Here is a 26147-nt window from a genome sequence, read left to right as displayed (position 1 = left end):
AATCTCGGTTCTGAACGAATAAAACCATTATGATGATTCTTTACACGTTTCGACCATTAAATTTCGCATCCATTGTTGCACTCGATCTCTATGAGTTCGTTCATGCCAAGCCATAATCTTCGTATAACCTTGTACAGAAACAGGAGGTTCCTTTAAAACCATACTCTTAAAATTTCGTGCTACTCTTTCAGGAGCAACTGCAATAAAGTCACTTTGCTCTAAGACACACGGTAATAATAAAAAGCTAGTAATCGATAACGCAACCCGCCTCTTTAATCCGATTTTATGAAGTGCATCATCCGTTGCTCCATAAAATTGCCCTCCATGATAAGAAACCAATACATGCTCAAAAGTACAAAACATTTCTAACGTTAATGAGTTTTCTTTTGCCAACGGATGATCTTGAGGCATGACGCACACATACTGATCCTCAAATAAAACACGATGATATAAAGAGGGCGGAGAGTTACGCGGATCAATTAGTATTAAGTCTAACTCTCCTCTTTCCAGCATCAACTGCACATCCAGTTTATGATATGAAACAAAAGCCACTTTAACGCGTGGCGCATATTTCTTTAATGCTAAAACAAATGGTAATCCAATAACGATCATATCATTATCATTAGCGGCAATCGTTAACGTAAGTTCTAACTCTGAAGGATTAAGTTCTATAGGTTGGATTAGCAGACCAATATCACTTAAAATCTTTTTAATCGGCTCTGCCAACGCCAAAGCCCGATCCGTTGGCACCATTCCATGTGAAGATCGAACAAATAAAGGATCTTTGAATTTATCTCGCAATCGGTTTAACATAATACTGACCGCAGGCTGCGTTAAAGATAATTTTTGCGCCGCACGCGTGACATTGCGCTCATCCAATAACGCATCCATCACTTTTAATAAATTAAGATCCAGCGAGCTGATATTATTCATTTTTATAATCTTTATATAAAATATTAATTATATTTATATCAGTTTTCTTCTTACAATCAAAATAATTCAATTATAAACGTTAAGAGAAATAACCATGACCAAATTATATAGCTTAAATACACCGTTTCAACTTAAAGGACTCTCTTTAAAAAACCGCGTTGTTATGCCTCCAATGTGCCAATATTCTGCAACCAATGGAATTGCCAATGAATGGCATTATACTCACTATGCTTCTCGTGCTGTTGGTGGTGTTGGACTTATTATTGTTGAAATGACTAGTGTTGCTGAAAATGGTCGTATTTCCCCAAATTGTCTAGGACTATGGAATGACGAACAACGCGATGCATTCAAACCAATTGTAAAAGCTATCCATGCACATGACAGCAAAGCTGCAATTCAAATTGCACATTCAGGACGCAAAGCGTTGGGTGAAAAAAATGTCGTCTCCTCTTCTCCTATGCCTTATGACGGGGACGCAGATGCTGGGGATGGAAAATGGCAATATCAAACACCAAAAGAACTCAGTAAGTCTGAGATCTTAGAGCTTGTTCAAGCCTTTCAAAATACGGCTAAACGTGCCATCGAAGCGGGTTTTGATGCGATTGAACTCCATGGTGCACATGGCTATTTAATTCATCAATTCCATTCACCAAAAATGAATCTTCGTACCGATGAGTATGGACAAGATAAATTCTTATTTGGAAGACAGATCATCAAAGCTGTGAAAGAAGTGATGCCTAAAGATATGCCTTTACTTATTCGTATTTCTGCACAAGAATTCGGATCAAATGGCTATGATCTATCTTATGGTTGTGAAATTGCTAAACACTATGTTGATGCTGGTGTTGATATGGTGCATGTCAGCGGTGGTGGAGATGGCAAGTTAGACAACAACCATCGCCCTTCTTTCCATGCTGGCTATCAAGTCTATCTGGCCAAAGGTATTAAGCAAGCGGTGAATGTTCCTGTGATTGCTGTTGGAAAATTAGAAGATCCAGAACTTGCAGATTATGTATTAAATTCAGGTGATGCAGACCTCGTCGCGATTGGCAGAGGGTTACTGAGAGATCCATACTGGGTTTTAAATGCACAATATGCACATAATGCAGCTAATGAACCTGTGCAATTTGTTCCAACACCTTATCAAACGACGTTATCTCTTGAAACTAACAAAAAGAAATAAACATTAACATATTTTAAAAGGGCTCTGTGAATAAACACAGAGCCCTTTTTTTCATGAATGGTTCAATTTACTTAACGAATTACGAATTCAGAGAAAACTCGCCTTTAACCGCATCAGCTTCGTCTTCCACAGGGAAGATAAAGTCATAAGCAAGATTGAAAAAGAATGTATATCCCAAGTAAAATAATACGATGGTGATATCCATTACAAAGGCAGAAATCAAACTAATTCCCAAATACCATGCAACGATGGGAACAAGGGAAATGGTTAATCCTGCTTCGAATAAAACGGCATGAAATACGCGAATAATCACACTTTTCTCGGTAGTGCCACGCAAAGACAGCATTACTTTATCAAAAGATAAATTATAAACAAAATTCCAAATCGTAGATGCTAGCGAAGATGCAATTGCTACAACGCTCATCTCTGTTATCGGTTGATTGAATAGTAATACACCAACAGGTATAAACAAAAACAATCCAATAATTTCATAGGTAACCGCATGCCGAATTCTATCTCGGAAGGTACGCATTTTAAAAATACTCTTTTTTACTTTTTATATTATTAGTTTTTTACAAATCTATTTTATCGTTTGTATTGGTTTTTATTTAGGTTTAATTTTTTTTCTTCTTTTTATTTTGTTATTACTTAACCTAATCTTATCTGCTTTAATTTTTAAAGTAAACAATAATAAATCGCTCATAGTGCTTCATTTTTGAAACATTCAATAAGTAATTACCATAATCAACCCTTTACACCCCTTCGGTTTTCTCAGAACATAAAGAAACATTTTGCTCTTTAATCGGAAATATAAAATCATAAACAATATTAAAAAAGAACGCATAAACGAGGTAAAACACAACGATTGCTACATCCATAATAAATGCGCTGACAATATCAATATTTAAATACAAAGCAATGGCTGGCAGAGTAATCAACGTCAACCCGACCTCAAACAGGATCGAGTGATAAACACGAATAAGCAGTGTTTTTTGAACAGAACCTCTGAAATATAGCATCGAACGATCAAAGCCAATATTGTAAAAGAAATTCCACGTCGTGGCTGCAAAAGCAGAAAATACACCAATCACGCCCATATGCTCTATGGATTGATGAAACACCCAAACAGAGCACGGAATAAATAAAATCAGTCCTACAATTTCAAACATAATTGCATGACGAACTCTATCCCAAAAGGTACGCATTCTTATCTCTTTTTCTAATATTAATTTTATTATTTACATTTAGTGAAGCAACCATATATGCTTTATTTTTTTAAGTAAACCTCAACAAACAAGAGCTGGCGGTTCAATTATGAAACATATGAATTGGGATAATCTAAAAGTTCTCGTCATTGTGGCAAGAACTAAAACCCTTCGCAGAGCTGCGCAAAAAACAGGGATCAGCCCTGCCACGCTCTCCAGACGCATTGATGATTTGGAACAAGAGCTCGGCGTTAAATTAATTGAACGTGTGCAAGCTGGCTGCATTCCCACCGCAGCAGGTGATAAAATCATTGCTTGGGCAAAAGAGATGGAAGAAATTGCTTTTGAAATTGAACGCACCGTCGATCAACAAGAGCTCCATGCTGTTGAGGGCACGGTTAGAATTAATGCAGATGAGCTAATTTCTTATTTCTTAACATCCAGATTTGAGAATTTTCACAAATTATATCCCAAAGTTGAAATAGAGATTATTACGTCTCACCGTGCCTATAGCCTCACCCGTTTAGAAGCCGATATTGGCATTCGAACGTTTAGACCTGAGCAAGGCGATTTAACCATTCAAAAAATTGGTAAGCTCTCTTATGGTCTTTATTGTGCGCCTAATTATTATCAACGCCATAAAGAGCATATTGACCGTCAAGAATGGAACAAACTGGACTTTGTCGGCTTTGATGAGGCACGCTCTCATTTTGAAACTGAAAAATGGCTTCGCTCTTTACCTAAAGCCCCTATTCCTTGGTTGCGGTGCAGCTATGCATTAGGAATTTTTGACGGTATTTCTCATGGAAATGGATTAGGCGTTTTGGATACTTTCGTTGGAACAGAGTTTCCGGACTTATTATATCCTATTATCCCTCATATCCCAGAACTCGACCAAGATATCTGGGTTTCTGTTCATAGCGGTTTACGATCCAGCGCCAGAATTAAAGTCGTTAGAAATTATATTAATGAACTTTTTACCAGTAAGTAAAATTGACATTAAATCCCAATAATCACGAGCCTTTTTTGGGGCTGTCAGGTTCAACACGGATGACCTCAGGGTGGGGTTGGCTGTAGAGAAAGACTTTATATTGTCCCATCATGTTTGGATAATCATGCCAAACTGCCGTTGTAATATGATCAAGAATATAAGAAGGGGAGTTTGCATCGGTACTCATTGATCCTGTTCCTGTAAAGATAACTTCATAATTATCAGGATGTTCGGGGGCAATACAAAAACCCGTACTAAAATTATTATCAGTAATACATTTTAATAAAGGATTATTATTTCCATTAGGTCTGACCAAGGTTACTTTATAATCAATATGTTTCATAGTATAGGCCACAGCTTTGGTATCCCATGCCGTTGGATTACCCATTGTGTCGGTATAGCTGGGTTCTGTCCATGTTCGAATTACATTATGTGCTTTACTCGGATCCTCCGCAGATTCAACCAATGCAATTACATTCGGATGACCATCATTCTTAGGATTTAATCCTGTATCAACAACATTATATCCTAATGCTTGTAATCTTCTTTCTGTTTGTTGTTTGGCTGACATTTCGTATCGTGCAAATTTAGACCATGACAACCAATTTGAACCTTTTTGACGTGCGACTTCAATATTATGAGGATAATCATATGGCATGACAACTCTAATTGTATCACTTGTTTTTGATAATGGTTGCGCATTTCCCACTTGATTATTCACTGGCACATAATACTCATTTGGCCCACACGCTGTTAATACAGAACAAACCCCCAACAAAACAAATAATTGATCACATCGCAACATATAATATCCCCTTAACAGCACAGCTCAATAGCAATTAAATGGCTATTTTTCAACCTTATGGATCATTTCATCCAGCATAGTCACATCAATATTCATGTCTTTATAAGATTTGCTTTTCGGATTAGTCACTTCTAATGTTTGCTTTTCCTCAAAGCTTAATTGTGCTTTTTTCATTGAGAACTCTAACACATGACCACTAATTTTCTTTTGTTGATCTAAGAAATGGAAATGAAACCCTGGCACAGAAACACGGCCAAATAACTCTGGTGTCCAAAACCCAATGAGTCTGCCTTCAATTTGACAATGTGTATCCACTTGTTGAGCTACTGCAATTTGACTGACATTACGCACCTGCCCTTCTGCTGCTCTATGAGGCCTGCGAATGGTTATTTTCTCAAAAACCCCTTCGACTGAAACGGCTAGAAAAATATTCTTTGGTTGAATAAAACGCGTTAAGCATGCCTCGATATTGGTATGATCTATATTATCAACATCATGTCGTTGCTCTGGTTTAAACGCTGTGATTTGAATAAAAGGAACTTTCTCTGCAAAATTCAAGGTTTCTAGAGATTGACCTGCCGTTGCCTCATAAGCCTGCCCATCATAGATCGTTAATTCTCCATCCATATCCGCAGAGCACCCCAATCCAAAATTACACCCACAACAAACTTTGGAAAATTGTTTCTCACCCTCTAAATGCCCCGCCATCAAAGCACCAATCGTCGAGAATTGAACTATTTTAGTCATTTATTCATCCTTTATTTTATTGTTTTTATGTTAAGTGATATCATGAATCTTTTTGAACAACTCCATACAAAAAACCTGACCAAACCCATGCAAGCAGAATAAATGGTACATATATTAAAGCACCGATGATTATAGCTGTCACGAATACACTCAGTAAATCTTTTCCAGATGATATTCCTATTCCAATATCATAAAAATATTCTTCAGTCGGCCAAGGATTAGTAACAAAACACAATCCACACATTAATACAAACATTCCAATAAATGGTATAATAACTAACAATGCACAACCTGCACCTATACCTTGTATAATATAAAATATCGCATCATTTTTTATTCCCATTTGTTTTAAAGAGAAGAAATAAAGAAAGTTTATTTTTTGTTTCTGTAACTGGGAAAATTTTTGTGGCTGATATTGCCGAAAACCATATCTACATCCTGATATAACAAACGCCAATAAAGTAAAAAATAAATAAATTAAAATATCAGCAATACATATATAAAAGAAATTGCTCTGTTTATGAAAAAAAATGGGTATATACATTGCACTAATAATAATCAAAGCAATACTCAATCTATGTAAACCAATAGATAAGCGATCTTGCTTATAACCAATTTTCTTTAAAAAATAATTCATTCTTCTTATTTACTCAATAAAACAGACATAAAAAAAGGATAGCGTTTAAACTATCCTTTTAAAATAGAAATAATTTTAGATTAAACTTGTTAAACCACAAAATCATCAGACATAATGGTATCTTCACGTTCTGGGCTGGTAGAGATCACACTGACTTTCACGCCTGTTAACTCTTCGATGCGTTTAATATAATTATTAGCCGCATCAGGTAAACCTTCACGAGTTCTAACCCCGTATGTGCTTTGATCCCAACCAGGCATGGTTTCATAAATCGGTTTAAGACGTTTTTGAGCTTCTAACGTATAAGGGAAACGATTAATTTGCTTACCGTCTAATTCATACCCAATACAGATTTTAATTTCTTTTAAACCATCCAACACATCTAACTTCATAATGGCAAGGCCGTCTAATCCACCGACTTGCACGGCACGTTTTACCAAAACCGCATCAAACCAACCACAACGACGTGGACGGCCTGTAACGGTTCCAAATTCATGACCTTTTTCGCCTAAGAATTTACCAACATCATCAAATAATTCTGTTGGGAAAGGCCCTGCGCCGACACGAGTAGTATATGCCTTGGCAATCCCTAGAATATATCCACCAGCACGAGGGCCTGTGCCACTACCAACACCTGTTTGTGCAGCAACGGTATTAGAGCTGGTTACAAAAGGATAAGTTCCATGATCCACATCCAACATAATGGCTTGTGCACCTTCGAACAAAACGAATTTATCTTGTTCCAAAGCATTCGCTAACAATTCAGGAACATGCGCCATAAAAGGTAATACTTTTGGAGCAATCTCTGCTAAATAAGCCAATGTTTCTTCTTTGGTAAATGTTTTTTCACCCAAAGAAGCCAAGAGCGCATTATGATGTGCTAACAACTCATCTAAACGCCAGTCTAGTGTTTCTGGTTCTGTTAAGTCACACAAACGAATAGCACGACGAGCCACTTTATCTTCATAAGCAGGGCCAATACCACGTCCTGTTGTTCCAATTTTCTTATCGCCTCTTGCTCTTTCACGAGCTTGATCTAATGCAACATGAGAAGGTAAAATCAACGGGCAATTTTCAGCAACTTTTAAAAAGTCAGGCGTAATTTCAATATTTTGATCTTTGAAGCGTGCAATTTCTTTTAATAGTGCCTGCGGATCAACCACAACACCATTCCCAATTACACTTGTTTTCTTACGCACGACACCAGAAGGCAATAATGAAAGTTTATAACTTTCCCCATCAATGACTAAGGTATGTCCAGCATTGTGTCCACCTTGGAAACGCACCACAACATCTGCACGACTGGCTAACCAATCGACAATCTTACCTTTTCCTTCATCACCCCATTGAGAACCCACGATGGTAACACTGGACATCAAATTTTTCCTACTAAATATATTAAAAAGTTAAATCACGTTAAATAAAAACAGCCAACAACACAAAATAAACTTACACTGAAACAGGCTGTAATTCTTTATTTTTATAAATAAACGAACATTTTAAACGATGTGCTTCCTCGGTTATATTTTCATCAGCTTTCAAGCCCATGATTAAAATATACCCATCTTTCCGCAATCCTCTTAATTCCTCAATCGTATGACCAAAAGGAACAAAAACACGTTGACGACTATATTGATCAAAATCAATCAATGGCAATAAAAGATCTGGACGCAAGGTCAATCCACATGCTGGCTCGCCATTATTTGACAAATAACGACCACCTTTTCCAACTTCACCGCTAATCCCTGGAACGTAAACAGCAAAACATAATCCTGTATGATAATTCCATCCACGAAACTCAACAGGATCAATCGTTAATTGTAACTCTGGATTATGCGCTTGAACTGCTTTAACCGATGTTAATAAACGTTCTAAAATCTGTTGTGCTTCTAGGGGTAAATCCAAGCCTTGTAAAATCTCAATCGCACGGTCAGCAGGCCCAGCAGCTTGTAACATCGTTGTTAACGTATCTGCAAGATTTCCTGCGTAATGTTGAACTGCAGCCACGTCTTTACGATCCAACGCACGTAATAATCCTTTGCGTTGGTGCTCACTAAACTCTTCTGTTTGAATAATGCTATTTGCAAGTTGAGGCATCATTAAGTCAAAAGACATTGATGAAACACCAGCAGACGCCAAAGCCTCAGCCGTAATTGTGATAATTTCAGCATCTGCCTGAGGGCTATCAATCCCAATCAACTCTATCCCAGCCTGTAAGATTTGTCTGGAAGCATTATGTTTTGCACCACTCACTAATACACACGCACCCGCATAAGAAAGACGTAATGGACGTGGAGAATTAATCAAGCGAGTTGCTGCAATCCGTGCAATTTGTGGGGTAATATCAGGGCGCAATCCCATCATATAATGGGTTTCAGGGTCCATCACACGGAATGTTTGATCCGCAATCCCAGAACCTGCATGTGACAACAAACTTTGTTCGAACTCTAACAAAGGAGGGCTGACCCGTTCATATCCATAATCAGCAAACGCATCCATCATCCATTTCACCACACAGGCTTCTGCCTCTGCATCAGAGGGCAAAAGATCACAAAACCCTATTGGTAATAGAGCATTGCTCATTTCTGAATCTTCAATCATAGGATAGCGCTTTACCTCAAATATAATAATAAATAACGGCGTTGATATTAATATGTAGACTTAACAAAAGCAAATGCCCAATCGAGCCACGGCAATAATAATTCAATATCAGAGGTTTCTACCGTTGCCCCACCCCAGATCCGTAATCCCAAAGGTGCATCACGATAGCTCGCCAAATCATAGCCTGCTTTTTCTTCTGCAATTAATTTTGTAATTTTAGAAAAAGCAACTTTTTGTTCTTTGGCATCCAATCCAACAAACCAGGGATCAACAATTTTTAAACAGATAGAGGTATTTGAACGAAATTCTTCTTTAGTTGCCAAAAACTCGACCCAAGGTGTTTTTGCAACCCATGTAGAAATAACCGCTAAATTTTGATCGCAACGCTTCTTTAACCCTGACAATCCACCCATTGATTGCGCCCAACGCAATCCATCCAGAGCATCTTCTACACACAACATAGACGGGGTATTAATGGTATCGCCTTCAAAAATCTTATCGTTTAATTTCCCTTGTTTAAGGACTCGGAAAATCTTTGGTAATGGACGTAATTGCTCTGTTTCTTCTAACCGTTTTACCGCTTTAGGAGACAACGCCATCATACCATGAGCTGCTTCCCCACCCAAAGCTTTCTGCCAAGACCATGTCACAACGTCTAGTTTTGACCAATGCAAATCCATTGCAAATGCCGCAGACGTTGCATCACAAATAACCAACCCATCATGATCTTGTGGAATAAAATCACCGTTTGGAATTTTTACACCAGAAGTCGTTCCATTCCAAACCATTACAACATCATGAGCCCAATTGATTTTTTGCAAATCAGGCAATTCACCATAATCAGCATGTAAAATATTTGCGTCTGGTAATTTTAATTGTTTAACAACATCCGTTACCCATTCCGCTGAAAAACTGTCAAAAGAAAGCATATCAACAGGGCGAGATCCAAGAATTGCCCATAATGCCAACTCAACCGCACCCGTATCTGATGCAGGAATAATTCCAACTTTCCAGTCTTCGGGAATCCCTAAAATTTCAGAAGAAAGCGTAATAACTTCATTTAACTTTGCCCGCCCCTCACCTGAACGATGAGAACGTCCGACTAACGCGTCTTGTAATACATTGAGAGTCCAACCGGGACGCTTTGCACAAGGACCAGAAGAAAAACTAGGATTATTTGGTTTTTTAAGGGGTTTATTTTGAATATTTGACATTGATATAAGAGCTCACAATCACATCAAGCACGTTATTATTTTTATCTCAACGTGCAATTGGTGCGAAAGGGGGGATTTGAACCCCCACGCCTTGCGGCGGTCGATTTTGAGTCGACTACGTCTACCGTTCCGTCACTCTCGCTTATATAATTTCTCTTAGCAGATAATCATGTCAAAAGACAATGTTCTTTTAAAAAAAAATTAGAAATAATGCAAGCACTTTATTTTATGGGTATAAAATATTTTTTATACAATTAGTTCCTTAGGCGAATACACATCAAAAAAACATCATTGATTGATAGTATATCATCCACAATAAAACCTCATCAATTAACTGTTTTATTTAAAAAAATAAAAAATCATTTTTTAATTGTAACAAATTTAAAAAGTATAGTATAATAATTAAAGATATCATGATATTAACTACAAACTATACATATGTATAATTTTATAAAATTTGAACTACATTTAAGTTTATTACTTTAAATAAAAAGGTATTTACAATGGAAACACTATCAAATGCTGATATCTTCGTTAAGAATACAGCAAAAACAGTTGATAATTTATATTATCCAAAATTTCATATTGCCGCAGAATCTGGATGGATCAATGATCCAAATGGACTGATTTACATTAACGGTTATTATCATTTTTTCTTTCAACACTATCCTTATGCACCCAAATGGGGCCCAATGCATTGGGGACATGTCATCAGTAAAGACTTAGTACATTGGGAACATCTTCCAATCGCACTTTATCCTGATGAAGATTATGATCGTGGTGGATGTTATTCTGGTTCTGCTGTCAATAATAATGGTGTATTAACATTAATTTATACAGGTAACGTATGGCTAGGCAAAGAAGGTGATGATACCCATATTCGTCAAGTTCAATGTTTAGCAACCAGCACGGATGGTATTAACTTTATTAAGCACGGCCCCGTACTCTATCCACCAGAAGGCATTATGCATTTCCGTGATCCAAAGGTATGGCGAGCCAGAAATTCATGGTGGATGGTTGTAGGTGCACGGCCAGAAAATAACCTTGGCGAAGTCAGATTATATCAATCCTCTAATTTAACAGATTGGACCTTTGTGAGAGTTTTAGACCAAGCAGAAACATCTGACGAAGGATTTATGTGGGAATGTCCTGACTTTTTTAATGTAAATAATAAAGTTATCTTAATCACTTCCCCTCAAGGTATTCCTGCTCAAGGGTATGATTATCGTAATTTATACCAAAGTGGTTATCGTTGTGGTGTATGGGAAAATGATACTTTTTATACTGTTCAAGAGGAATTTAAAGAAATTGATCATGGACATGATTTTTATGCACCACAATCTTTTACAGCTGCAGATGGTCGTCGCATTATGGTTGGCTGGATGAATATGTGGAATTCACCCATGCCTACTCAAAAACAAGGATGGGCTGGTGCATTTACGCTTCCTCGTGAAGTTAAGTATACTGAACATGGTCGTTTATTATGCACACCTATCGTTGAACTTGAACAACTTAGATCTGATTACACTACGCTGAAACCATTTTCTCTTACTAATATTAGCTCTACTTTAGCAGAACAATATCAGGAATATAAAATCTCTTTTGACCTAGCAAATAGTACCGCTGAACAATATGGCATTGCTATTGGAGATGGTGCAAAGTTATTCATCGATGCACAATCTCAACGTCTAGTATTAAAACGAGAAAGTAAAGATTCAACTCTTAATACAGCACGCAGCATTCCATTAGTTGCATGTTCAAAAATCAATTTACATATTTTTGTCGATGCTTCTTCTATTGAAGTTTTTGTTAATGATGGCGAGTATTCTTTGACCAGTAACTTCTATCCAACAAATGGAAATGCTAAAATCTCTTTCTATGCAGAGAATGGCGAAGCAGTAATCTCCACATCTGAATTCTGGAAACTTTCTAATATTTTTTCTAACTGTTCAGAGTAAAATTCTATTCTTTTTTATAAATAATAAAAAAGATTAAGTAACACATTATTAATAACTACAAGATCAATGCTTTATATAAAAAGCATTGATCTTTTGTGATATCTATTACTTCAAATCAGCTTTCATTTCTTCCAACATTAATGTCATCGATGCTTTCGACCAATTCAGCGGTGTAATTGGGCTTGCTGCTTCCCATAACTCGCCCTGATCTGCAATAAAGTTATAACTTTCAGGTAAAGCCATTGCTGCTACTGGCTTTGCATTAGCTCCCACCATATTCTCACCCGTAATTTGCGCCAATGCGTGGTTCATCGAACGAACTGCCAATGCTCTATAATGTGGATTATGGCTTTCTTTATACACAATCAAAGCAGCTTTGGCATACCAAGAGTCAAAAAACCACTGAGCCTCAGTTCCTGGAATAAATTGTTTCTTACGCTCTGCATGACTGGCACTATCGGTATCGGTTTTAATATTATGGAACCAAAAATTCGCGGACTGATAATCATCATTAAAATAACGACGAATACCAATATCTCCCATTAATGGGGCAACAATCTCTAAAACATGTTCTTTTTGTTTGATCGTTAAGCGATGTAAACGGGCTGGATAAATCAAATTTAACAATGCAGCATCTGCTTGACGATATCTGGAATCTGTTTTGGGATAATCTGGAGATTCTCCACCAATTACCAATTGCTTATCAATACGTTGATATCCTAAACTGACTAAACGAGAAAGATTTTCAGACGTAATAAAATGCTCTAATTTAAGTTCTTGCGCACGCGCACGCAAAGCTTCTACAAATGGTTTTTCTGCACCCTGCGGTTTTGCAATCATCCCTTGCAAATTTTCCAAAGCAGACGTAACCAACGCGACAGAAGATGTATTTAACCGCGCATTTTCTTCCCATGCTCCAGAATCTTCCATTTGATAGAAACGTGCTTTATCTAAATACCCCACCAAGTAAATTAACGCATCTAAACGTTGATCCTTACTCCACTCATCCGCTTTAATTTTTTGATCTTGCACTTCTTGCAAAGTTGCATCCATAAATAATCCTAATGCATCATTTTGCTTATGCGTCCAAGGTTGAGGTTTTCCATTTTCCTGAACATCATCAAATTGTGCAGAAGAACTATTAAAACGAATATGCGGAACATTCATTTGACCATCTTTAGCATCCACCAACGCAGGATTGGCAATAATGGCTTTCATTCTGTCAATTTGATGCGGTGTTGCCATATAATCCCATAGTGTTAACAGGACTTGATGCGCCACAGGTTGCGTATCAGGCTGACTATCTAATGCCAAATATCCCCAAACACTATCGCGTACCCAAATGGCATCATAATTGGTTTCAGATGCCATGTCTTGAGATCCAAAACTAGCCGCTTGAACAAATGTGCCCCAAGGATGTTTGGTAACCGCAATATGGCGAGTTTCTTGCGTAGCTTTAATGACAGCATCCAAAGAAGACGTATCATATTGATTTTTCAAAAGAGGCAAAATCCTAGGAGAATGCACAAACAAAGAGTAAGGTTGAATATCTTCTTTACCAGCAAACATCAAAACTTTATGCTCAGGTGCTTTTTTTAATTGCTGGACATACTGTAAATAAACAGGACTTTGCACAGGTTGGCTTGGGCTGGCAACAGCATAAGAGCTTACACTCACCAAACCAGAACATGCCAATAATATTCCTACATTTTTATAAGAAAAAATAGCCTTCATCAATACCACCATCATTCTCCTTGACTGCCAATTGAATGAATAAAAAACATAGACTGCAAATATGCTCTGTGGTTTTGCAAAACAAGTCAATATAGAGGCGGCTTATATTCATATTATAGACATAAACATCACAGTTTTTATCTCTAAAACACTCAATACACAGTTTAAATATCACAAAATATTGAATAAAAACAAAGTATTAATACTAAAATTCCATGATAGCATTTCCATTAAGTATTCGTTTTACATAACCAATGAACTATTGCCCCTTTGATATATGACACTCAATATAAACAGGAGAATAAAATGAGTTTTAAAAATAAAACAATTATTATTACAGGTGGCGCTAGTGGTATTGGCAAAGCAACCGTAGAAAAATTCTGTCACCTTGGTGCAAATGTTGTTATTGCTGACCTCAGCGATCACGGACAACAACTTTCCGACAGTCTTAATACCGCAGGACATAAAACACTCTTTTTTAAAATTAATGTTGCTAGCGAAGATGAAAACAAAGCACTCATTGAAAAAACACTGCAACATTTTGGTGGTTTAGATATTATTTTTGCAAATGCTGGCATTGCACAAGACGGCTCTATTGATCAACTAGACTTTGCTCATTGGAAAAGACTAATCGATATTAACCTTAGTGCTGTTTATTTATTAGATAAATACGCCATTGAGTATTGGTTAAAAGAAAATAAAGCTGGAGTCATTGTAAATTGTGGATCTATTCACTCTTGGGTTGGAAAAAGTGGTCTGACAGCATATTCTGCCTCCAAAAAGGGGGGGGTAAATTATTAACCGAGACTTTAGCCATTGATTATGCTGCCAAAAATGTTCGCGTTAATGCAGTTTGTCCCGCATATATCGATACACCTTTACTCGATGCTTTTCCACCAGACTTTAAAAAATCACTTGTTAAATTACATCCAATTGGCCGTCTAGGTAAACCAGAAGAAGTCGCCAATGTTGTTGCGTTCCTTGCCAGTGACGAAGCTACCTTTGTGAATGGAGCTGCTATTCTTGTTGATGGTGGGTATGTTGCTCAATAAAGAATGGTAACTATTTATATTCGGCTGGTATTTTTATCGGTCGAATATAAATATAAGGAAGCATTTCGATAAACAATAACACTGCAATTAATATTTTAACTCTTTATAAACATTACAAGCATCTTGATATTTATTTAAGCAAGATTGCTTTAAGTATGTTTTAGATTTTTGTATATCTTTCACAACCCCCTGCCCTTGATAATACATCAGTCCAAGTATTGCTTGAGCTTTTGCATCTTCTTGATTGGCCGCACTGGTAAGCCATTTAATGGCTTTTGATGAATTTTGAATGACACCATCACCTTTTAAATACATTAACCCAAGTGTTTGCTGAGATTTTACATTGCCTTGTTTGGCAGATTTAGTAAATAATGCTGCAGCTTTAGAATAATTTTGAGGAACACCTTTGCCACTTCCATACATAGTCCCCAGTAAATACTGAGCAGAATCATTTCCTTGATTAGCAGATTTAGTAAACCATTCTACAGCTTTAGAATAATCTTGAGGAACACCTTGCCCTTGTAAATACATCGCCCCAAGCATTCCTTGAGCTCTTGCATTTCCTTGATTAGCCGCCTGGGTGAATAACTCTACCGCTCTAGAATAGTTTTTAGAAACCTTATCTCCGTAAAAATATTGCAATCCTAAAGAAAAGTTATTAGTCGATTTCCATTTATCAGTATTCTTAGTAAAAAAATCTATCGCTTCCGATTCTGAATAATTCTTAGGATTATTTTGGCTTTTCTCAGTTTTTGGTAATGCATCAACAGTATTACAAAATGCCTCTATAGGAAAAAATAAAGGGATTATACTTAATAATAAATAGTAAGATGATTTTTTCATTTGATTAAACAGTTTGGGTATATGATTTCTATAACCAGCATTACTATACCGTGATTAAAAAATACAGTTGAATATAAACAATTTTACAATTCAAAATATAGTTTAGAAGTGGTTTTATTAATTTAAATATTACAAAATTATATTCAATTACCTTTTACATCAACAAACAATAGAAAATCACTAAAAAAACATTAGACCATAATTACTTTTTCCTCGACCTCATCGCATTCCTTAATAATCACGAAGATAATTATCGTCATTCCATACCAAATATTAATTAAAAATATATCCATTATATATAAATAACAAAATATATTTAAACAATACAAATTGACTTTATTTATTTAAAAATGTTATATTATAACAATAATTATAGTATTAAAATAAAATATTACTTTATAATTATTTTAATTTTTAAAAACATTATTTTATATATAGACATTTTATGAATAAATATTTATATCTATTTTTAATCGGAAGTATGATTTTACCATGCGCATCCATTACCCCCTCACAAGCCTTAACCCCCTCAGGAGAATGGAAACTCAAAGATCAATCCCCTTGGGCTAAAGACTATTCAATGCGTATTGATGTCGATCCAGGTGAATCTTACAATGACAGTGGCTATGCACCATCATCTGTATATTGGGCAGAATATGTTACATTTAATGATGCAAATGGTGGATATTTAGGACTTCAACGTGCCGGTGGTAAAAAACTGGCTATTGTATCAATTTGGGATGGTCTTGAAGCAAAATCAGACGCTCTACCTGTCGCAGATTGCTATGAATACGAAAAATGCACCAGCATTAAAGGTGAATACAACTGGAAAGTTGGGCACCAATATCGTTTCCGCGTAGAAGAAAGCCCAAGAAGCCCTTCCGATACTGAAGGAGATTGGTGGCAAATATCACTGGCAGATACCACAATAGGTACTGTTGATATTCTAGGAGAAATTAAAACCCCTAAATGGAAAGGGTTAAACAATGCAAACCGTGTTTTCTTAGAGTATTTCTGGTGGCCTTATCAATGCAATACATTACGTCATTCTAAAACAACAATGGGACAAATTAAAGGAAATTACGGTTTAAACGACCAACTAACTTCCTCTTCTGCTTATACGTATGGCACAGCCGACGTTTGCGATGCACAATATACATTACCAGATATGACCGCATCAGATTATGGATCCACCTCCACATATAACAAAGGAACTTTGACGCTAACTGGCAACAAATATCGTGGGATCCATAAATGGGGCAACTATCAACAGCAAGCTAAAGCTGGCATGATGTTTGCATTAGACCCTAATAGTGCAGAACCATATATATATGAAGCGTTACACGACGGCGTTTACGGCGCATTCCCCGATCAAGGTAAAGATAATACAGATTGGAAATCTATTGGCATAGGATACCCAATTATTAATGATTTATATTTCCGTAATCAAAGAGTTTATGAATGGGAAGAAAGAAAAAATAACTACGTCAAAATTGGCGATTTCTTTATTTATCACAATAAATATAACAAAGATACAGAGTATTTTAAATTAACCAAAACAGATCCTGGTTATTTTCCTACAGATAAAAGCAACGGAAATGGTTGGGAATATGTAGGTCGTTACTCAAAAAATGATGAAGCGCTTACTTATAATATTCCAGTCCATACATGGAACGCTACGAACCGCTCTGGCAAAAAAGGAGAGCTATATTACTACCCTAAAACAAAAATGTATTTTATACTTAAAAACACTGGTGACTATTGGTATTTCCCAGAAACAGAGACAGATAATACTTGGTGGCAATTCGCAGGATATTACCCCTAACTTAAGATAATTATTTAATTCAATCGCACTTTATCTTTGTAAGATAAAGAAAGTATAATAACAAAAAATAACATATTCTAAGTAACGAGCGATAAAAAATATCGCTCGTTACCTTATTCCGACTCAACACTTCTTTACTTCACTTTATGAATATATCAACCCAAATATTACACTGCAATCTCTATGAATTCAGAACAATTCGATTTATATTACCGCCATACGTAATGTGAGTAATTGTTGTGAATAATATTTTCGATTTAATTAATGATTTTTTTGCTTTTTTAGCCCCTATTACCGATGCAGTCTGGGATTTTCCAACCAATATTAATTGGTATAAAACAATACCTATTCTAGGACAGTTTTCTTTTCCAGTGCTTTTACTCATTGGCGTGGGGATTTATTTTACAATCCGCACACGTTTTATTCAGCGATACAGCTTTGCTCCAGCAATCAAAATCATGCTGGCCAGGCAACCTTCTAAACAAGGGGTCAGCGCCATAGGATCATTCATGTTAGGATTGGCAATGCGTGCTGGGCCAGGGAATATTGTCGGCATTACAGGAGCCATCTCAATTGGCGGGCCAGGCGCATTATTTTGGATGTGGGTAGCAGCCTTTTTTGGCATGGCCTCCGCATTTACAGAGTCAGTCCTTGCACAGCTTTTCAAAGAAAAAAAAGACAATGAATTTGTTGGCGGGTTACCTTTTTACGGCAAACGCCTTCTAGGAAATAAACGCTTTGTTGGCTTATTTTTATCTTTAGTATTCATCACCTATGCACTCTTTAATATTCCAGCACAAACTTTTAACGTTTTCTCCGCCATTGGTGCCATCGCCCAAGCTGCGACAGGACAACATTATAGCCATCAATCCACATTATATTATACAATTGCTGTTATTCTTGTTGTCGGTTGCACCTTTATTATCTTTGGCGGTATTCGCCGTGTTGTTGCTTATTCTGACGTCTTAGTTCCCATTAAAGCAGTGATTTTTGTCGGCATTTCGATCGTTATTATTCTCATTAATTTCCCATTAATCCCTTACTTTTTCCGTGAAGTCGTTGTGGGTGCGTTTGCCCCTCATGCGATCTTTGGAGGAGCCATTGGAACTGCCCTTGCGCAAGGCGTTAAAAGAGGCTTAATGTCGAATGAAGCTGGCCAAGGAACAATTACCATGGCAGCGGCAATTGCCAATAACCGCCATCCTTGCGAACAAGGATTAGTGCAAAGCTTTGGTGTCTTTTTTGATACGATGGTTATTTGCACAATGACAGGTTTTATCGTCATTATGGCGCATGTATGGACTGGCTCTGTTGACGGTGTGGCGTGGGAGTCAGTGAGAGCCTCAAAAATCACCTTATACCTTACCTCCGTCCAAGCACTCGTCCCCACATTTATCGCCAAAATTGTTGAAATTATTATGTGTGCTTGTTATGGATTGTTTGCGTTTACCACATTACTCGGCATGATTTCATTTGCCGAGATTTCAGCCAATTTCATCTCTAAAAAATACAGCTTTATTTTAGTTATTCGTATCCTTGGTTCTTTAGTATTTGTTCCTTTTGGAATTTTAACCATCCTAGCAGGGCTAGAGTTAGGGAATTTATGGTATATCTCTGACCTCATGAATATTATTATGGTTTATCTCAATATTCCTATTTTACTCATAGGATTACCATTTGTCCTCAGAGCATTAGCCGACTACCGTCAAAACAAAGGTTTATCCTTTGACTCTAAACAATATGGGTTCACGACAGAATGTTGGAATGGTGAAGAAGACGTGAAATAACTTGAGAAATACTAACCTCATCTCTTATTCAAAGTAATAGTATTTCTTAATTAAACCTTTTATTATCCATATGTAAATCGAAATGATATCAAGGTAAGTTTAAATGTCAGCAAGAGAAAAAACATTCCGCGAAGAACTGGATAATTTAATTAAAGAAGGAGATAATTTACTCATAGCAATAAATCACATGATCGATCCTGATAGTTTCAAAAATACTTACTATAAAAATAATCAAGAGAAATATAATAATCTTATAAAATCATTACCTAGCTTTATAAACAAATATGAAATTTGGTATTCTAAAAGCAAAAAAGTAATAAAATTCATTTTACCTGACCGATTAATTGATTTTAACTCTGCTTACAAACATCCATCTAAACAAAAAGATATAACTTTTACGAATTACGATATTCATAACTTTATTTTAGGAATACAGTTATCTAAAGAAGAATATCGTTACGTAGTGGTGAATATTTATCAACAACAACTCAATATCCTAAAAGCTGCCAAGAAAATATTCTCCTCTAAACTGCTTGATTTAAAAACCCTTGTACAAGCAGATTTATTTGATTCTGAAATAGAAGTTGCCGGAGAGCTTGCTAAAAAAGGTTTCTTAAGAGGTGCTGGTGCCATTTGCGGTGTTATTATTGAAAAACATTTACGTGCGCTATGTGAAAGGCACAATATTACCATTACTAAGAAAAATCCTGGAATAAATGATTTATGTGTAATTCTAAGGAATAACGATGTTATTGATATACCTCAAGAACGATTCATTATGTCCTGTGCAGATATTCGCAACTTGTGCGATCACAACAAAGGAATAGAACCTACTCAAACTCAAATCGATAATCTTCTAAGTGACACGAAAAGAATTATAGATACAATTTATTAATGGGAACAAATACAAAGCTCACTCAAAACTATATTAAAAGTGAGCCTATATTCAATCTACACACCCAACATCAATCGAATATTCTGTATCGCTGCACCAGATGCACCCTTACCAAGATTATCAAACGTCGCTGTTAACACCACCATATCTTGACGAGCATTTGTATGCACACGTAATTCCATTTGATCGGTCAGTGCCAGTTTATCTCCAGATAATTTTGCAGCCTCCTCATCAACAAAAGCAACCTTCTCAGCATTCGCATAATGTTGTTTTAAACACTGTTTAATATCATTAACACTGGCTTGCTTTGACAACGTATCCAAATGCAATGGAACAGAGACAATCATCCCTTGCGCAAAATTGCCAACAGACGGCACAAAAATAGGCTCACGGCTAAGCCCTACATAATGCACGATCTCTGGTAGATGTTTATGCTCTAAACTTAACCCATACAGCATAAAAGGCGGTGCATTTTTCTCAACTTCATAAGAGGCAATCATTTGCTTGCCTCCACCACTATAGCCACTGATGGCATTAATCGTCACAGGATAGTTCTGATCCATAATCCCCGCTTGCACCAACGGATGCAACAACGCAATCGCACCACTGGAATAACAACCAGGATTAGCAACCAAAGGTGCTTTTTTAATTTTCTCTGCCTGTCCAGGATCAAGCTCGGCAAATCCATAGACCCAAGCTGGATTAGTTCTGAACGCAGTGCTGGCATCTAAGATCTTTGGTTGATGCCCTGACAAAGATTGAATCGCAGCCACAGATTCCCGTGATGCATCATCTGGCAAGCATAAAACCACCAAATCCACCTGCCCCATCATGTCCAAACGCACTTTCATATCATGGCGCTGCTCAACAGGAATAGAACAGACCTGCACAGGCAATGTATCCAACCGTTGACGAATCCCAAGACCTGTTGTTCCATATTCACCATCAATGAAAATCTTTGGCATTTGTGACATTATACACCTTTGACTTTAAAATAACTTTAAAAACTCTAATCTTAATTATACCAATAAAAAAGGCGGAGAAAAGTTTGACCCTTTCCCCGCCTCTTCGAAATACAAAACAGTAAATCTTAACGTTTGCTGAATTGGAAAGAACGGCGAGCTTTTGCTTTACCGTATTTCTTACGTTCAACAACACGAGCATCACGGGTAAGGAACCCAGCAGCTTTTAATGCACCGCGTAATTCTGGTTCATAGTTACAAAGCGCACGGCTAAGACCATGACGAACTGCACCAGCTTGACCAGAAAGACCACCACCGCTAACGGTGCAATAAATGTCAAATTGTCCTTGACGATTTGCAACTTCGAAAGGTTGGTTAATCAACATACGTAATACTGGACGAGCAAAATATACATCAACAGCACGACCGTTTACAGTAATTTCACCTTTACCAGGTTTAACCCATACACGAGCAACTGCGTCTTTACGGCGACCTGTTGCATATGCACGACCAAATTGGTCACGTTTTGGTTCACGAATAACAGTTTCTTGTGCCAAAGGAGTATTTGCAACAGCTCCTTTAAGATCAGCCAAGCCACCAGTACGTTCTTGTGTCTCTGACATATTCTTTAGGCTCCAACTTTTTTGTTGTTAATACTGTTTTTGCGATTTAAAGCAGCAACATCTAATTGAACAGGTTGTTGTGCTGTATGAGGATGTTCTTCACCAGCATAAACATACAAATGTTTCATTTGTTTACGTTGTAATGGCCCACGGCTAATCATACGTTCAACAGCTTTTACAACAACGTGATCAGGATTTTTACCTGTTAAACGTTGAGTAATGGTGCGTTCTTTGATTCCGCCTGGGAAATTTGTATGATAGTAGAATTTCTTTTGTTCTACTTTTTTGCCTGTCAATGCAATTTTTTCTGCATTGATAACAATAACATTATCACCACAATCAACATGTGGTGTATATTGTGCTTTGTGCTTGCCACGCAAGCGATTAGCGATAATAACAGCTAGACGACCTAATACGATGTCTTTTGCATCAATTAGGATCCAGTTTTTTGTTACTTCCGCTGGTTTAATCGAAATGGTCGTTTTCATTAACTCTAAATTCCGTTAATTATTCAGCTATAAATTTAGTTCGTTTTTAACATCAGAAAGGATTTCGTCAAGCAATTTTTACAAAATAATTATTTTTTATTGTTTTTCAGTGTTTTTTGTGGTGGTATCCTATTACCGCAATTTTATTTTACCTTTATAAATCAATGTGAAACCCTTATGCAACAGCCCTTTTCTCTTCCTAAAAAAATTCATGTTATTGGTGCTTCTGGACGTTCTGGTTCAGCTTTGGTCAAAGAATTACAAAAAAATGGCTGTACAGTCATTGCTTTGATTAGAACGCCTGAAAAGTGGCAAGAAACGAATCTATCTTGCGAATATCGAATCATCGACCTTGAAAGTTCACCAACGTTACTTAACGCCTTACAAGACGCGACACATATCGTTAATACCGCCCATGCCCGCCATGCACTTACAATTTTAAAGATGAGCCCTAAAACAGCAACTTATGTCTTTTTAGGAAGCACACGAAAATTTACGCAATGGCCAGATTCCCATGGAAACGGCGTCCTTGCCGGAGAAAATGTATTCTTAAAAAGTGGCCGTAAAGGCGTAATCTTACATCCTACGATGATTTATGGCAGCCAAGGGGAAAATAATGTACAACGCTTGGCACAATTACTCAAAAAATTGCCGATTATTCCTTTACCCAATGGAGGAAAAGCACTCGTACAACCGATTCACCAATCCGATGTTACGAAAGCTATTTTAGCTGCCCTTTCTCAAAACTGGGAAAAAGCTAGTAGCCTGGTCATTGCTGGAGGGTCAGTTATTTCTTATAAAGAGTTTATTCAGATTATTTTGGAGCGAGCAGGCATTAAACCAAAAACTTTTATCCCCCTTCCTGTTTCATTACTCAAAACAGCAGCATTTTTTACAAAATTTGTGCCTTTTATTCCTACCATTGAAACAACAGAAATCCAAAGGTTAGTAGAGAATAAAAACTTTGATATTACGGAAATGGAAAACAAACTTGGTTTTAGCCCAATTGACTTTAAAACTGGCATTGCTCAAACGAAGCTATAATTTTTTTAAGGGGAATATATAACAGATGGGGCGAACGACGGGGATCGAACCCGCGACCACTGGAACCACAAACCAGCGCTCTACCAACTGAGCTACGTCCGCCACAATCTGTAAACTGTCTTTACTATATTCCCATTAAGCCGTCAATTGTTTTTATAAAAAATATTTTAAATGAAAATAATAGCTATAAATAAGCTAAACCGCAGAAGAGGACATCCCTTCTGCGGTTTATATTAAAAGCTTTTATCACTGTTAATGGTTCAATAAACCTTTTAAAAATCAATCCGAGCAGTAACTTTGAAATAACGGCCTGGTTGTGTGTAAAATTCTTGCCTTAAACCACTCGCTGATTGTCCGATAGGTAAAGAAGTCGCATTATAATATTTTTTATCAAACATATTATACATTCCAGCCTGAATTTTTAATGGTTTGTAGAATGAAGGGCGATACCATCCTGTCCAATCAAAGATCACATAACCAGCAGTATTCCATTGCTTACTTAATGTACCAGTATTTGTCATATATTTAGCATTATTACGTGCTGCAGCAAACGTGCTGGATAAATCACTTCCCCAATTTTCTTGCTTATATCCAAATCCAACAATTCCACGGAAAGGCGCCACAGAAGCCAGGTTATAATGCATATCTGTATTTCTGCCATCCGTATAGGCCAAGGAAGCCCAACCACGCCAATGATTATCTAATTCCCAATTCGCGTTAGCCTCTACACCATAAATATGAACGTTTTTCAGATTTGTATATCCATAACAATAATAATAGCCAGAACAAGAAGAAATACCCATCATATCAATAAAGTTTTTGTAGTAATTATCATAAAAGGCAACATTCGCGCCGCGTTTTGAATCTCCATATTTTAAACCGACCTCCCATCCGCGACCTGTTTCTGCTTTTAAGTTTGGATTTCCAACCACTGTATAGATTGGAGCCGTACTATAAGTTAAATATTCTTCGGTAGCAGACGGCGCACGATAAGATTGAGAATATAACGCATAGGCAGTTAACTTCTTAGCAATCCTTGCCTCTGCCAAAAATTTAGGAGAATAACGAGAACCGCTAGAACTAGAAGACAATCCTGTATAACCTGGATTATTTTGATAATCTGCAGAATTATGAGGATCTCTTTTATAATAATCGAACCGAACCCCTGGCGTTAAATGCAACCAATCATTGCGCCCCAAAGCAATCCTATCTTGCAACATCGCACTTAAATCCGTGCCATGAACATCCGGCATATCCGCAAAATTATTATGCACATAAGCACTTGGTGTCGCACGTTGACCGCGTTGCTTTTGACTTGTATCTGATAAATAGGCTTCTCCGCCAAATGTAATAGCGTGATGCACAGAACCTGTATACGCATTCACAGTCGCAGAACCCAACGCGCCATAAGTTTGCGTATTAAGTTTCAAATTCTGCCAAACATTATTCGCAGGCTTTAAAGAGTTATTATTGGTGATATCTGTAATAGTATTCTGATCTTGCCAATAAGAAGTAAAATGCCCTTCCCCAAATAAATCTTTTGGATCTTCAGCCATATAATCATAAGTCGCACTAAACCGAGACCGCTGATTTTCTGTATTCGTATGATAATCTTGACCTGCAACCGTTTGAGAGGTTAACGTATGCTCATGATTATTCAAATCATACCATTCCCCTGTAATATTTAAACGATGACCACCAGAGAAATAATGACTTATTTTTCCAAGAAAACTGCCTTGAACATAATGCGCAGGATTAGCTTTAGTTCTGGTTGTCCCTTGTCCCCCTGTTTCGCCTCTATTACCAACTTCGCTACCATTTTGATAACCACCTGCTAATAAAAATAATGTATTTTTATAACGTGCTGCAAACGCTTGGTTTAATAATGCACTGCTACTCGCGCCTGCATAAGTTGCTTTAGTTGAGCTACCATAAGTTTCACCAGGTTTTAAAATATCTTCAGGATTTAACGTGCGAAACGCAAGAACTCCCCCCAAAGCCCCTGTTCCAAAGAAACTGGAATCAGAGCTTTTTATAACATCAATTCCACCCATCGTATTAAAGTCAAAATATCCAACGCCCCCTTGTTGGCTAGGCGTTCCGCTTGCATAAGCACCATCATTAACGAACGGTTGGCGAATACCATCTACGGTAACCAAAACACGGCTACGATCCAAACCACGCATATTTAAACTAGAACTATCTTCATTAAAATTAACCGATGCGTCAACACGTCTGGAAAAATCTTCTAAACTATCAATTTGTTGATTGATTAACGTCTCTCTCGTCACTGTTGTGGTTAAAACACGAGACTTCCCAACATTGGTATAATCTTTATCTGGATCTACTTTCATCGAATCTAAAATAGGATCTGTTTTCCCTTTAACTCTAACGGGACTCAGATTAACATTCGTGGAGGTATCCTCTCCCGTTGTTGTATCTGTCGTATCCGTTTGATCGGTCTTATCTTGTTTAGAATCCGTCATCGTTTGCGTTGTTTGTTGGGCGGTTTGACCCAACGCAGTCATAGAGGTCAAACATAAAAAGCTGGATGCCAGTAACCATGATGTCCGTGTTTTAGCTAAGCAATGCGTTTTCATTTTTATCCACAAAATTGTAT

24 protein-coding genes and 2 tRNA genes are annotated in these 26147 nt (G+C 37.1%); 9 read left to right on the top strand and 17 right to left on the bottom strand.

Going from position 1 to position 26147, the window contains the following annotated elements; all coding sequences use genetic code 11:
- Positions 1-27: 27 nt before the first annotated feature.
- Positions 28-933, bottom strand: coding sequence for a LysR family transcriptional regulator (locus CIN_RS09840; protein ID WP_008854947.1), 906 nt, complete (start codon positions 931-933; stop codon positions 28-30).
- A gap of 94 nt (positions 934-1027) precedes the next feature.
- On the opposite strand from CIN_RS09840, the gene CIN_RS09835 reads away from it, so the two are divergent.
- On the top strand, positions 1028-2116 hold the full coding sequence (locus tag CIN_RS09835; protein WP_008854946.1) for an NADH:flavin oxidoreductase/NADH oxidase: 1089 nt from the start codon (positions 1028-1030) through the stop codon (positions 2114-2116).
- Positions 2117-2195: 79 nt separating this feature from the next.
- On the opposite strand, the gene CIN_RS09830 is transcribed toward CIN_RS09835, so the two are convergent.
- Together CIN_RS09830 and CIN_RS09825 are read right to left on the bottom strand one after the other, a co-directional pair.
- Complete coding sequence (locus CIN_RS09830; protein WP_040364362.1) at positions 2196-2648, bottom strand: PACE efflux transporter; 453 nt, start codon at positions 2646-2648, stop codon at positions 2196-2198.
- Between the two features lie 220 nt (positions 2649-2868).
- Entirely contained in the window at positions 2869-3321 is a 453-nt protein-coding gene (locus tag CIN_RS09825) for a PACE efflux transporter (protein WP_050798420.1), read from the bottom strand.
- A gap of 109 nt (positions 3322-3430) precedes the next feature.
- On the opposite strand from CIN_RS09825, the gene CIN_RS09820 reads away from it, so the two are divergent.
- Complete coding sequence (locus tag CIN_RS09820) at positions 3431-4312, top strand: LysR family transcriptional regulator (protein ID WP_008854943.1); 882 nt, start codon at positions 3431-3433, stop codon at positions 4310-4312.
- Between the two features lie 22 nt (positions 4313-4334).
- Here CIN_RS09820 and CIN_RS09815 read toward each other — a convergent pair whose 3' ends face one another.
- The 7 genes from CIN_RS09815 to CIN_RS09785 form a co-directional block, all read right to left on the bottom strand.
- The gene (locus CIN_RS09815; protein WP_008854942.1) at positions 4335-5117 is read right to left on the bottom strand and encodes a hypothetical protein; all 783 of its coding nucleotides are present in this window, start codon (positions 5115-5117) and stop codon (positions 4335-4337) included.
- A gap of 42 nt (positions 5118-5159) precedes the next feature.
- Positions 5160-5864 (bottom strand): acetolactate decarboxylase, encoded by a 705-nt coding sequence (locus CIN_RS09810; protein WP_008854941.1) that lies wholly within the window; start codon positions 5862-5864, stop codon positions 5160-5162.
- Between the two features lie 40 nt (positions 5865-5904).
- A complete protein-coding gene (locus CIN_RS09805) occupies positions 5905-6501 on the bottom strand; it encodes a hypothetical protein (protein WP_008854940.1) in 597 nt (198 codons plus the stop codon).
- A gap of 89 nt (positions 6502-6590) precedes the next feature.
- Positions 6591-7877, bottom strand: a complete 1287-nt coding sequence (locus CIN_RS09800; protein WP_040364361.1) for an adenylosuccinate synthase — start codon at positions 7875-7877, stop codon at positions 6591-6593.
- 73 nt (positions 7878-7950) lie between these two features.
- On the bottom strand, positions 7951-9102 hold the full coding sequence (locus CIN_RS09795) for an ATP phosphoribosyltransferase regulatory subunit (RefSeq protein ID WP_008854938.1): 1152 nt from the start codon (positions 9100-9102) through the stop codon (positions 7951-7953).
- A 47-nt stretch (positions 9103-9149) separates the two neighbouring features.
- Positions 9150-10316 (bottom strand): phosphoserine transaminase, encoded by a 1167-nt coding sequence (locus CIN_RS09790; protein ID WP_008854937.1) that lies wholly within the window; start codon positions 10314-10316, stop codon positions 9150-9152.
- A 58-nt stretch (positions 10317-10374) separates the two neighbouring features.
- Positions 10375-10458, bottom strand: a tRNA-Leu gene (locus tag CIN_RS09785).
- Between the two features lie 361 nt (positions 10459-10819).
- On the opposite strand from CIN_RS09785, the gene CIN_RS09780 reads away from it, so the two are divergent.
- The gene (locus tag CIN_RS09780; protein WP_008854936.1) at positions 10820-12274 is read left to right on the top strand and encodes a glycoside hydrolase family 32 protein; all 1455 of its coding nucleotides are present in this window, start codon (positions 10820-10822) and stop codon (positions 12272-12274) included.
- Positions 12275-12379: 105 nt separating this feature from the next.
- Here the strand turns inward: CIN_RS09780 and CIN_RS09775 are convergent, their stop codons facing one another.
- Positions 12380-14008, bottom strand: coding sequence for a hypothetical protein (locus CIN_RS09775; RefSeq protein ID WP_040364390.1), 1629 nt, complete (start codon positions 14006-14008; stop codon positions 12380-12382).
- Between the two features lie 306 nt (positions 14009-14314).
- Between CIN_RS09775 and CIN_RS09770 the strand changes: the two genes are divergently transcribed.
- Both CIN_RS09770 and CIN_RS12035 read left to right on the top strand, forming a co-directional pair.
- Positions 14315-14809: an SDR family NAD(P)-dependent oxidoreductase gene (locus tag CIN_RS09770; protein ID WP_008854934.1), complete on the top strand. Its 495-nt coding sequence runs from the start codon at positions 14315-14317 to the stop codon at positions 14807-14809.
- Positions 14746-15060, top strand: a complete 315-nt coding sequence (locus CIN_RS12035) for an SDR family NAD(P)-dependent oxidoreductase (protein WP_211475722.1) — start codon at positions 14746-14748, stop codon at positions 15058-15060. The genes CIN_RS09770 and CIN_RS12035 overlap by 64 nt, the downstream gene beginning before the upstream one ends.
- A gap of 87 nt (positions 15061-15147) precedes the next feature.
- Here the strand turns inward: CIN_RS12035 and CIN_RS09765 are convergent, their stop codons facing one another.
- Complete coding sequence (locus CIN_RS09765; RefSeq protein WP_008854933.1) at positions 15148-15903, bottom strand: tetratricopeptide repeat protein; 756 nt, start codon at positions 15901-15903, stop codon at positions 15148-15150.
- Between the two features lie 445 nt (positions 15904-16348).
- On the opposite strand from CIN_RS09765, the gene CIN_RS09760 reads away from it, so the two are divergent.
- From CIN_RS09760 to CIN_RS09750, 3 genes are all read left to right on the top strand, one after another.
- Positions 16349-17728: a hypothetical protein gene (locus CIN_RS09760; RefSeq protein ID WP_008854932.1), complete on the top strand. Its 1380-nt coding sequence runs from the start codon at positions 16349-16351 to the stop codon at positions 17726-17728.
- A 239-nt stretch (positions 17729-17967) separates the two neighbouring features.
- Positions 17968-19515, top strand: coding sequence for an alanine/glycine:cation symporter family protein (locus tag CIN_RS09755; protein WP_008854931.1), 1548 nt, complete (start codon positions 17968-17970; stop codon positions 19513-19515).
- Between the two features lie 103 nt (positions 19516-19618).
- Positions 19619-20410, top strand: a complete 792-nt coding sequence (locus CIN_RS09750; RefSeq protein ID WP_008854930.1) for a hypothetical protein — start codon at positions 19619-19621, stop codon at positions 20408-20410.
- Positions 20411-20466: 56 nt separating this feature from the next.
- Here the strand turns inward: CIN_RS09750 and argC are convergent, their stop codons facing one another.
- From argC to rplM, 3 genes are all read right to left on the bottom strand, one after another.
- A complete protein-coding gene (gene argC / locus CIN_RS09745; protein ID WP_008854929.1) occupies positions 20467-21384 on the bottom strand; it encodes an N-acetyl-gamma-glutamyl-phosphate reductase in 918 nt (305 codons plus the stop codon).
- Positions 21385-21500: 116 nt separating this feature from the next.
- Positions 21501-21995 carry a 30S ribosomal protein S9 gene (gene rpsI / locus CIN_RS09740; RefSeq protein ID WP_008854928.1) on the bottom strand — a complete coding sequence of 165 codons (495 nt, stop codon included), beginning with the start codon at positions 21993-21995 and terminating at the stop codon, positions 21501-21503.
- Between the two features lie 5 nt (positions 21996-22000).
- Positions 22001-22483 (bottom strand): 50S ribosomal protein L13, encoded by a 483-nt coding sequence (gene rplM, locus CIN_RS09735; protein WP_008854927.1) that lies wholly within the window; start codon positions 22481-22483, stop codon positions 22001-22003.
- Between the two features lie 177 nt (positions 22484-22660).
- Here rplM and CIN_RS09730 point away from each other — a divergent pair, with 177 nt between their 5' ends.
- Entirely contained in the window at positions 22661-23527 is an 867-nt protein-coding gene (locus tag CIN_RS09730; RefSeq protein ID WP_008854926.1) for an SDR family oxidoreductase, read from the top strand.
- Positions 23528-23553: 26 nt separating this feature from the next.
- Here CIN_RS09730 and CIN_RS09725 read toward each other — a convergent pair.
- Positions 23554-23629 (bottom strand) — tRNA-His (locus CIN_RS09725).
- A 170-nt stretch (positions 23630-23799) separates the two neighbouring features.
- Positions 23800-26127 (bottom strand): TonB-dependent hemoglobin/transferrin/lactoferrin family receptor, encoded by a 2328-nt coding sequence (locus tag CIN_RS09720; RefSeq protein WP_050798419.1) that lies wholly within the window; start codon positions 26125-26127, stop codon positions 23800-23802.
- Positions 26128-26147 lie beyond the last annotated feature (20 nt).

The sequence above is a fragment of the Commensalibacter intestini A911 genome (genome assembly GCF_000231445.1).
GTDB classification, from domain to species: Bacteria; Pseudomonadota; Alphaproteobacteria; order Acetobacterales; family Acetobacteraceae; genus Commensalibacter; species Commensalibacter intestini.
The sequence above is the reverse complement of the archived record's forward strand: the minus strand, read 5'-3'. Positions and strand labels throughout refer to the sequence as shown.

Coding starts and splice junctions, on each gene's coding strand:
- CIN_RS09840 (WP_008854947.1), bottom strand. CDS start 933: ATGAATAATATCAGCTCGCTGGATCTTAATTTATTAAAAGTGATGGAT.
- CIN_RS09835 (WP_008854946.1), top strand. CDS start 1,028: ATGACCAAATTATATAGCTTAAATACACCGTTTCAACTTAAAGGACTC.
- CIN_RS09830 (WP_040364362.1), bottom strand. CDS start 2,648: ATGCGTACCTTCCGAGATAGAATTCGGCATGCGGTTACCTATGAAATT.
- CIN_RS09825 (WP_050798420.1), bottom strand. CDS start 3,321: ATGCGTACCTTTTGGGATAGAGTTCGTCATGCAATTATGTTTGAAATT.
- CIN_RS09820 (WP_008854943.1), top strand. CDS start 3,431: ATGAAACATATGAATTGGGATAATCTAAAAGTTCTCGTCATTGTGGCA.
- CIN_RS09815 (WP_008854942.1), bottom strand. CDS start 5,117: ATGTTGCGATGTGATCAATTATTTGTTTTGTTGGGGGTTTGTTCTGTA.
- CIN_RS09810 (WP_008854941.1), bottom strand. CDS start 5,864: ATGACTAAAATAGTTCAATTCTCGACGATTGGTGCTTTGATGGCGGGG.
- CIN_RS09805 (WP_008854940.1), bottom strand. CDS start 6,501: ATGAATTATTTTTTAAAGAAAATTGGTTATAAGCAAGATCGCTTATCT.
- CIN_RS09800 (WP_040364361.1), bottom strand. CDS start 7,877: ATGTCCAGTGTTACCATCGTGGGTTCTCAATGGGGTGATGAAGGAAAA.
- CIN_RS09795 (WP_008854938.1), bottom strand. CDS start 9,102: ATGATTGAAGATTCAGAAATGAGCAATGCTCTATTACCAATAGGGTTT.
- CIN_RS09790 (WP_008854937.1), bottom strand. CDS start 10,316: ATGTCAAATATTCAAAATAAACCCCTTAAAAAACCAAATAATCCTAGT.
- CIN_RS09780 (WP_008854936.1), top strand. CDS start 10,820: ATGGAAACACTATCAAATGCTGATATCTTCGTTAAGAATACAGCAAAA.
- CIN_RS09775 (WP_040364390.1), bottom strand. CDS start 14,008: ATGAAGGCTATTTTTTCTTATAAAAATGTAGGAATATTATTGGCATGT.
- CIN_RS09770 (WP_008854934.1), top strand. CDS start 14,315: ATGAGTTTTAAAAATAAAACAATTATTATTACAGGTGGCGCTAGTGGT.
- CIN_RS09765 (WP_008854933.1), bottom strand. CDS start 15,903: ATGAAAAAATCATCTTACTATTTATTATTAAGTATAATCCCTTTATTT.
- CIN_RS09760 (WP_008854932.1), top strand. CDS start 16,349: ATGAATAAATATTTATATCTATTTTTAATCGGAAGTATGATTTTACCA.
- CIN_RS09750 (WP_008854930.1), top strand. CDS start 19,619: ATGTCAGCAAGAGAAAAAACATTCCGCGAAGAACTGGATAATTTAATT.
- argC (WP_008854929.1), bottom strand. CDS start 21,384: ATGTCACAAATGCCAAAGATTTTCATTGATGGTGAATATGGAACAACA.
- rpsI (WP_008854928.1), bottom strand. CDS start 21,995: ATGTCAGAGACACAAGAACGTACTGGTGGCTTGGCTGATCTTAAAGGA.
- rplM (WP_008854927.1), bottom strand. CDS start 22,483: ATGAAAACGACCATTTCGATTAAACCAGCGGAAGTAACAAAAAACTGG.
- CIN_RS09730 (WP_008854926.1), top strand. CDS start 22,661: ATGCAACAGCCCTTTTCTCTTCCTAAAAAAATTCATGTTATTGGTGCT.
- CIN_RS09720 (WP_050798419.1), bottom strand. CDS start 26,127: ATGAAAACGCATTGCTTAGCTAAAACACGGACATCATGGTTACTGGCA.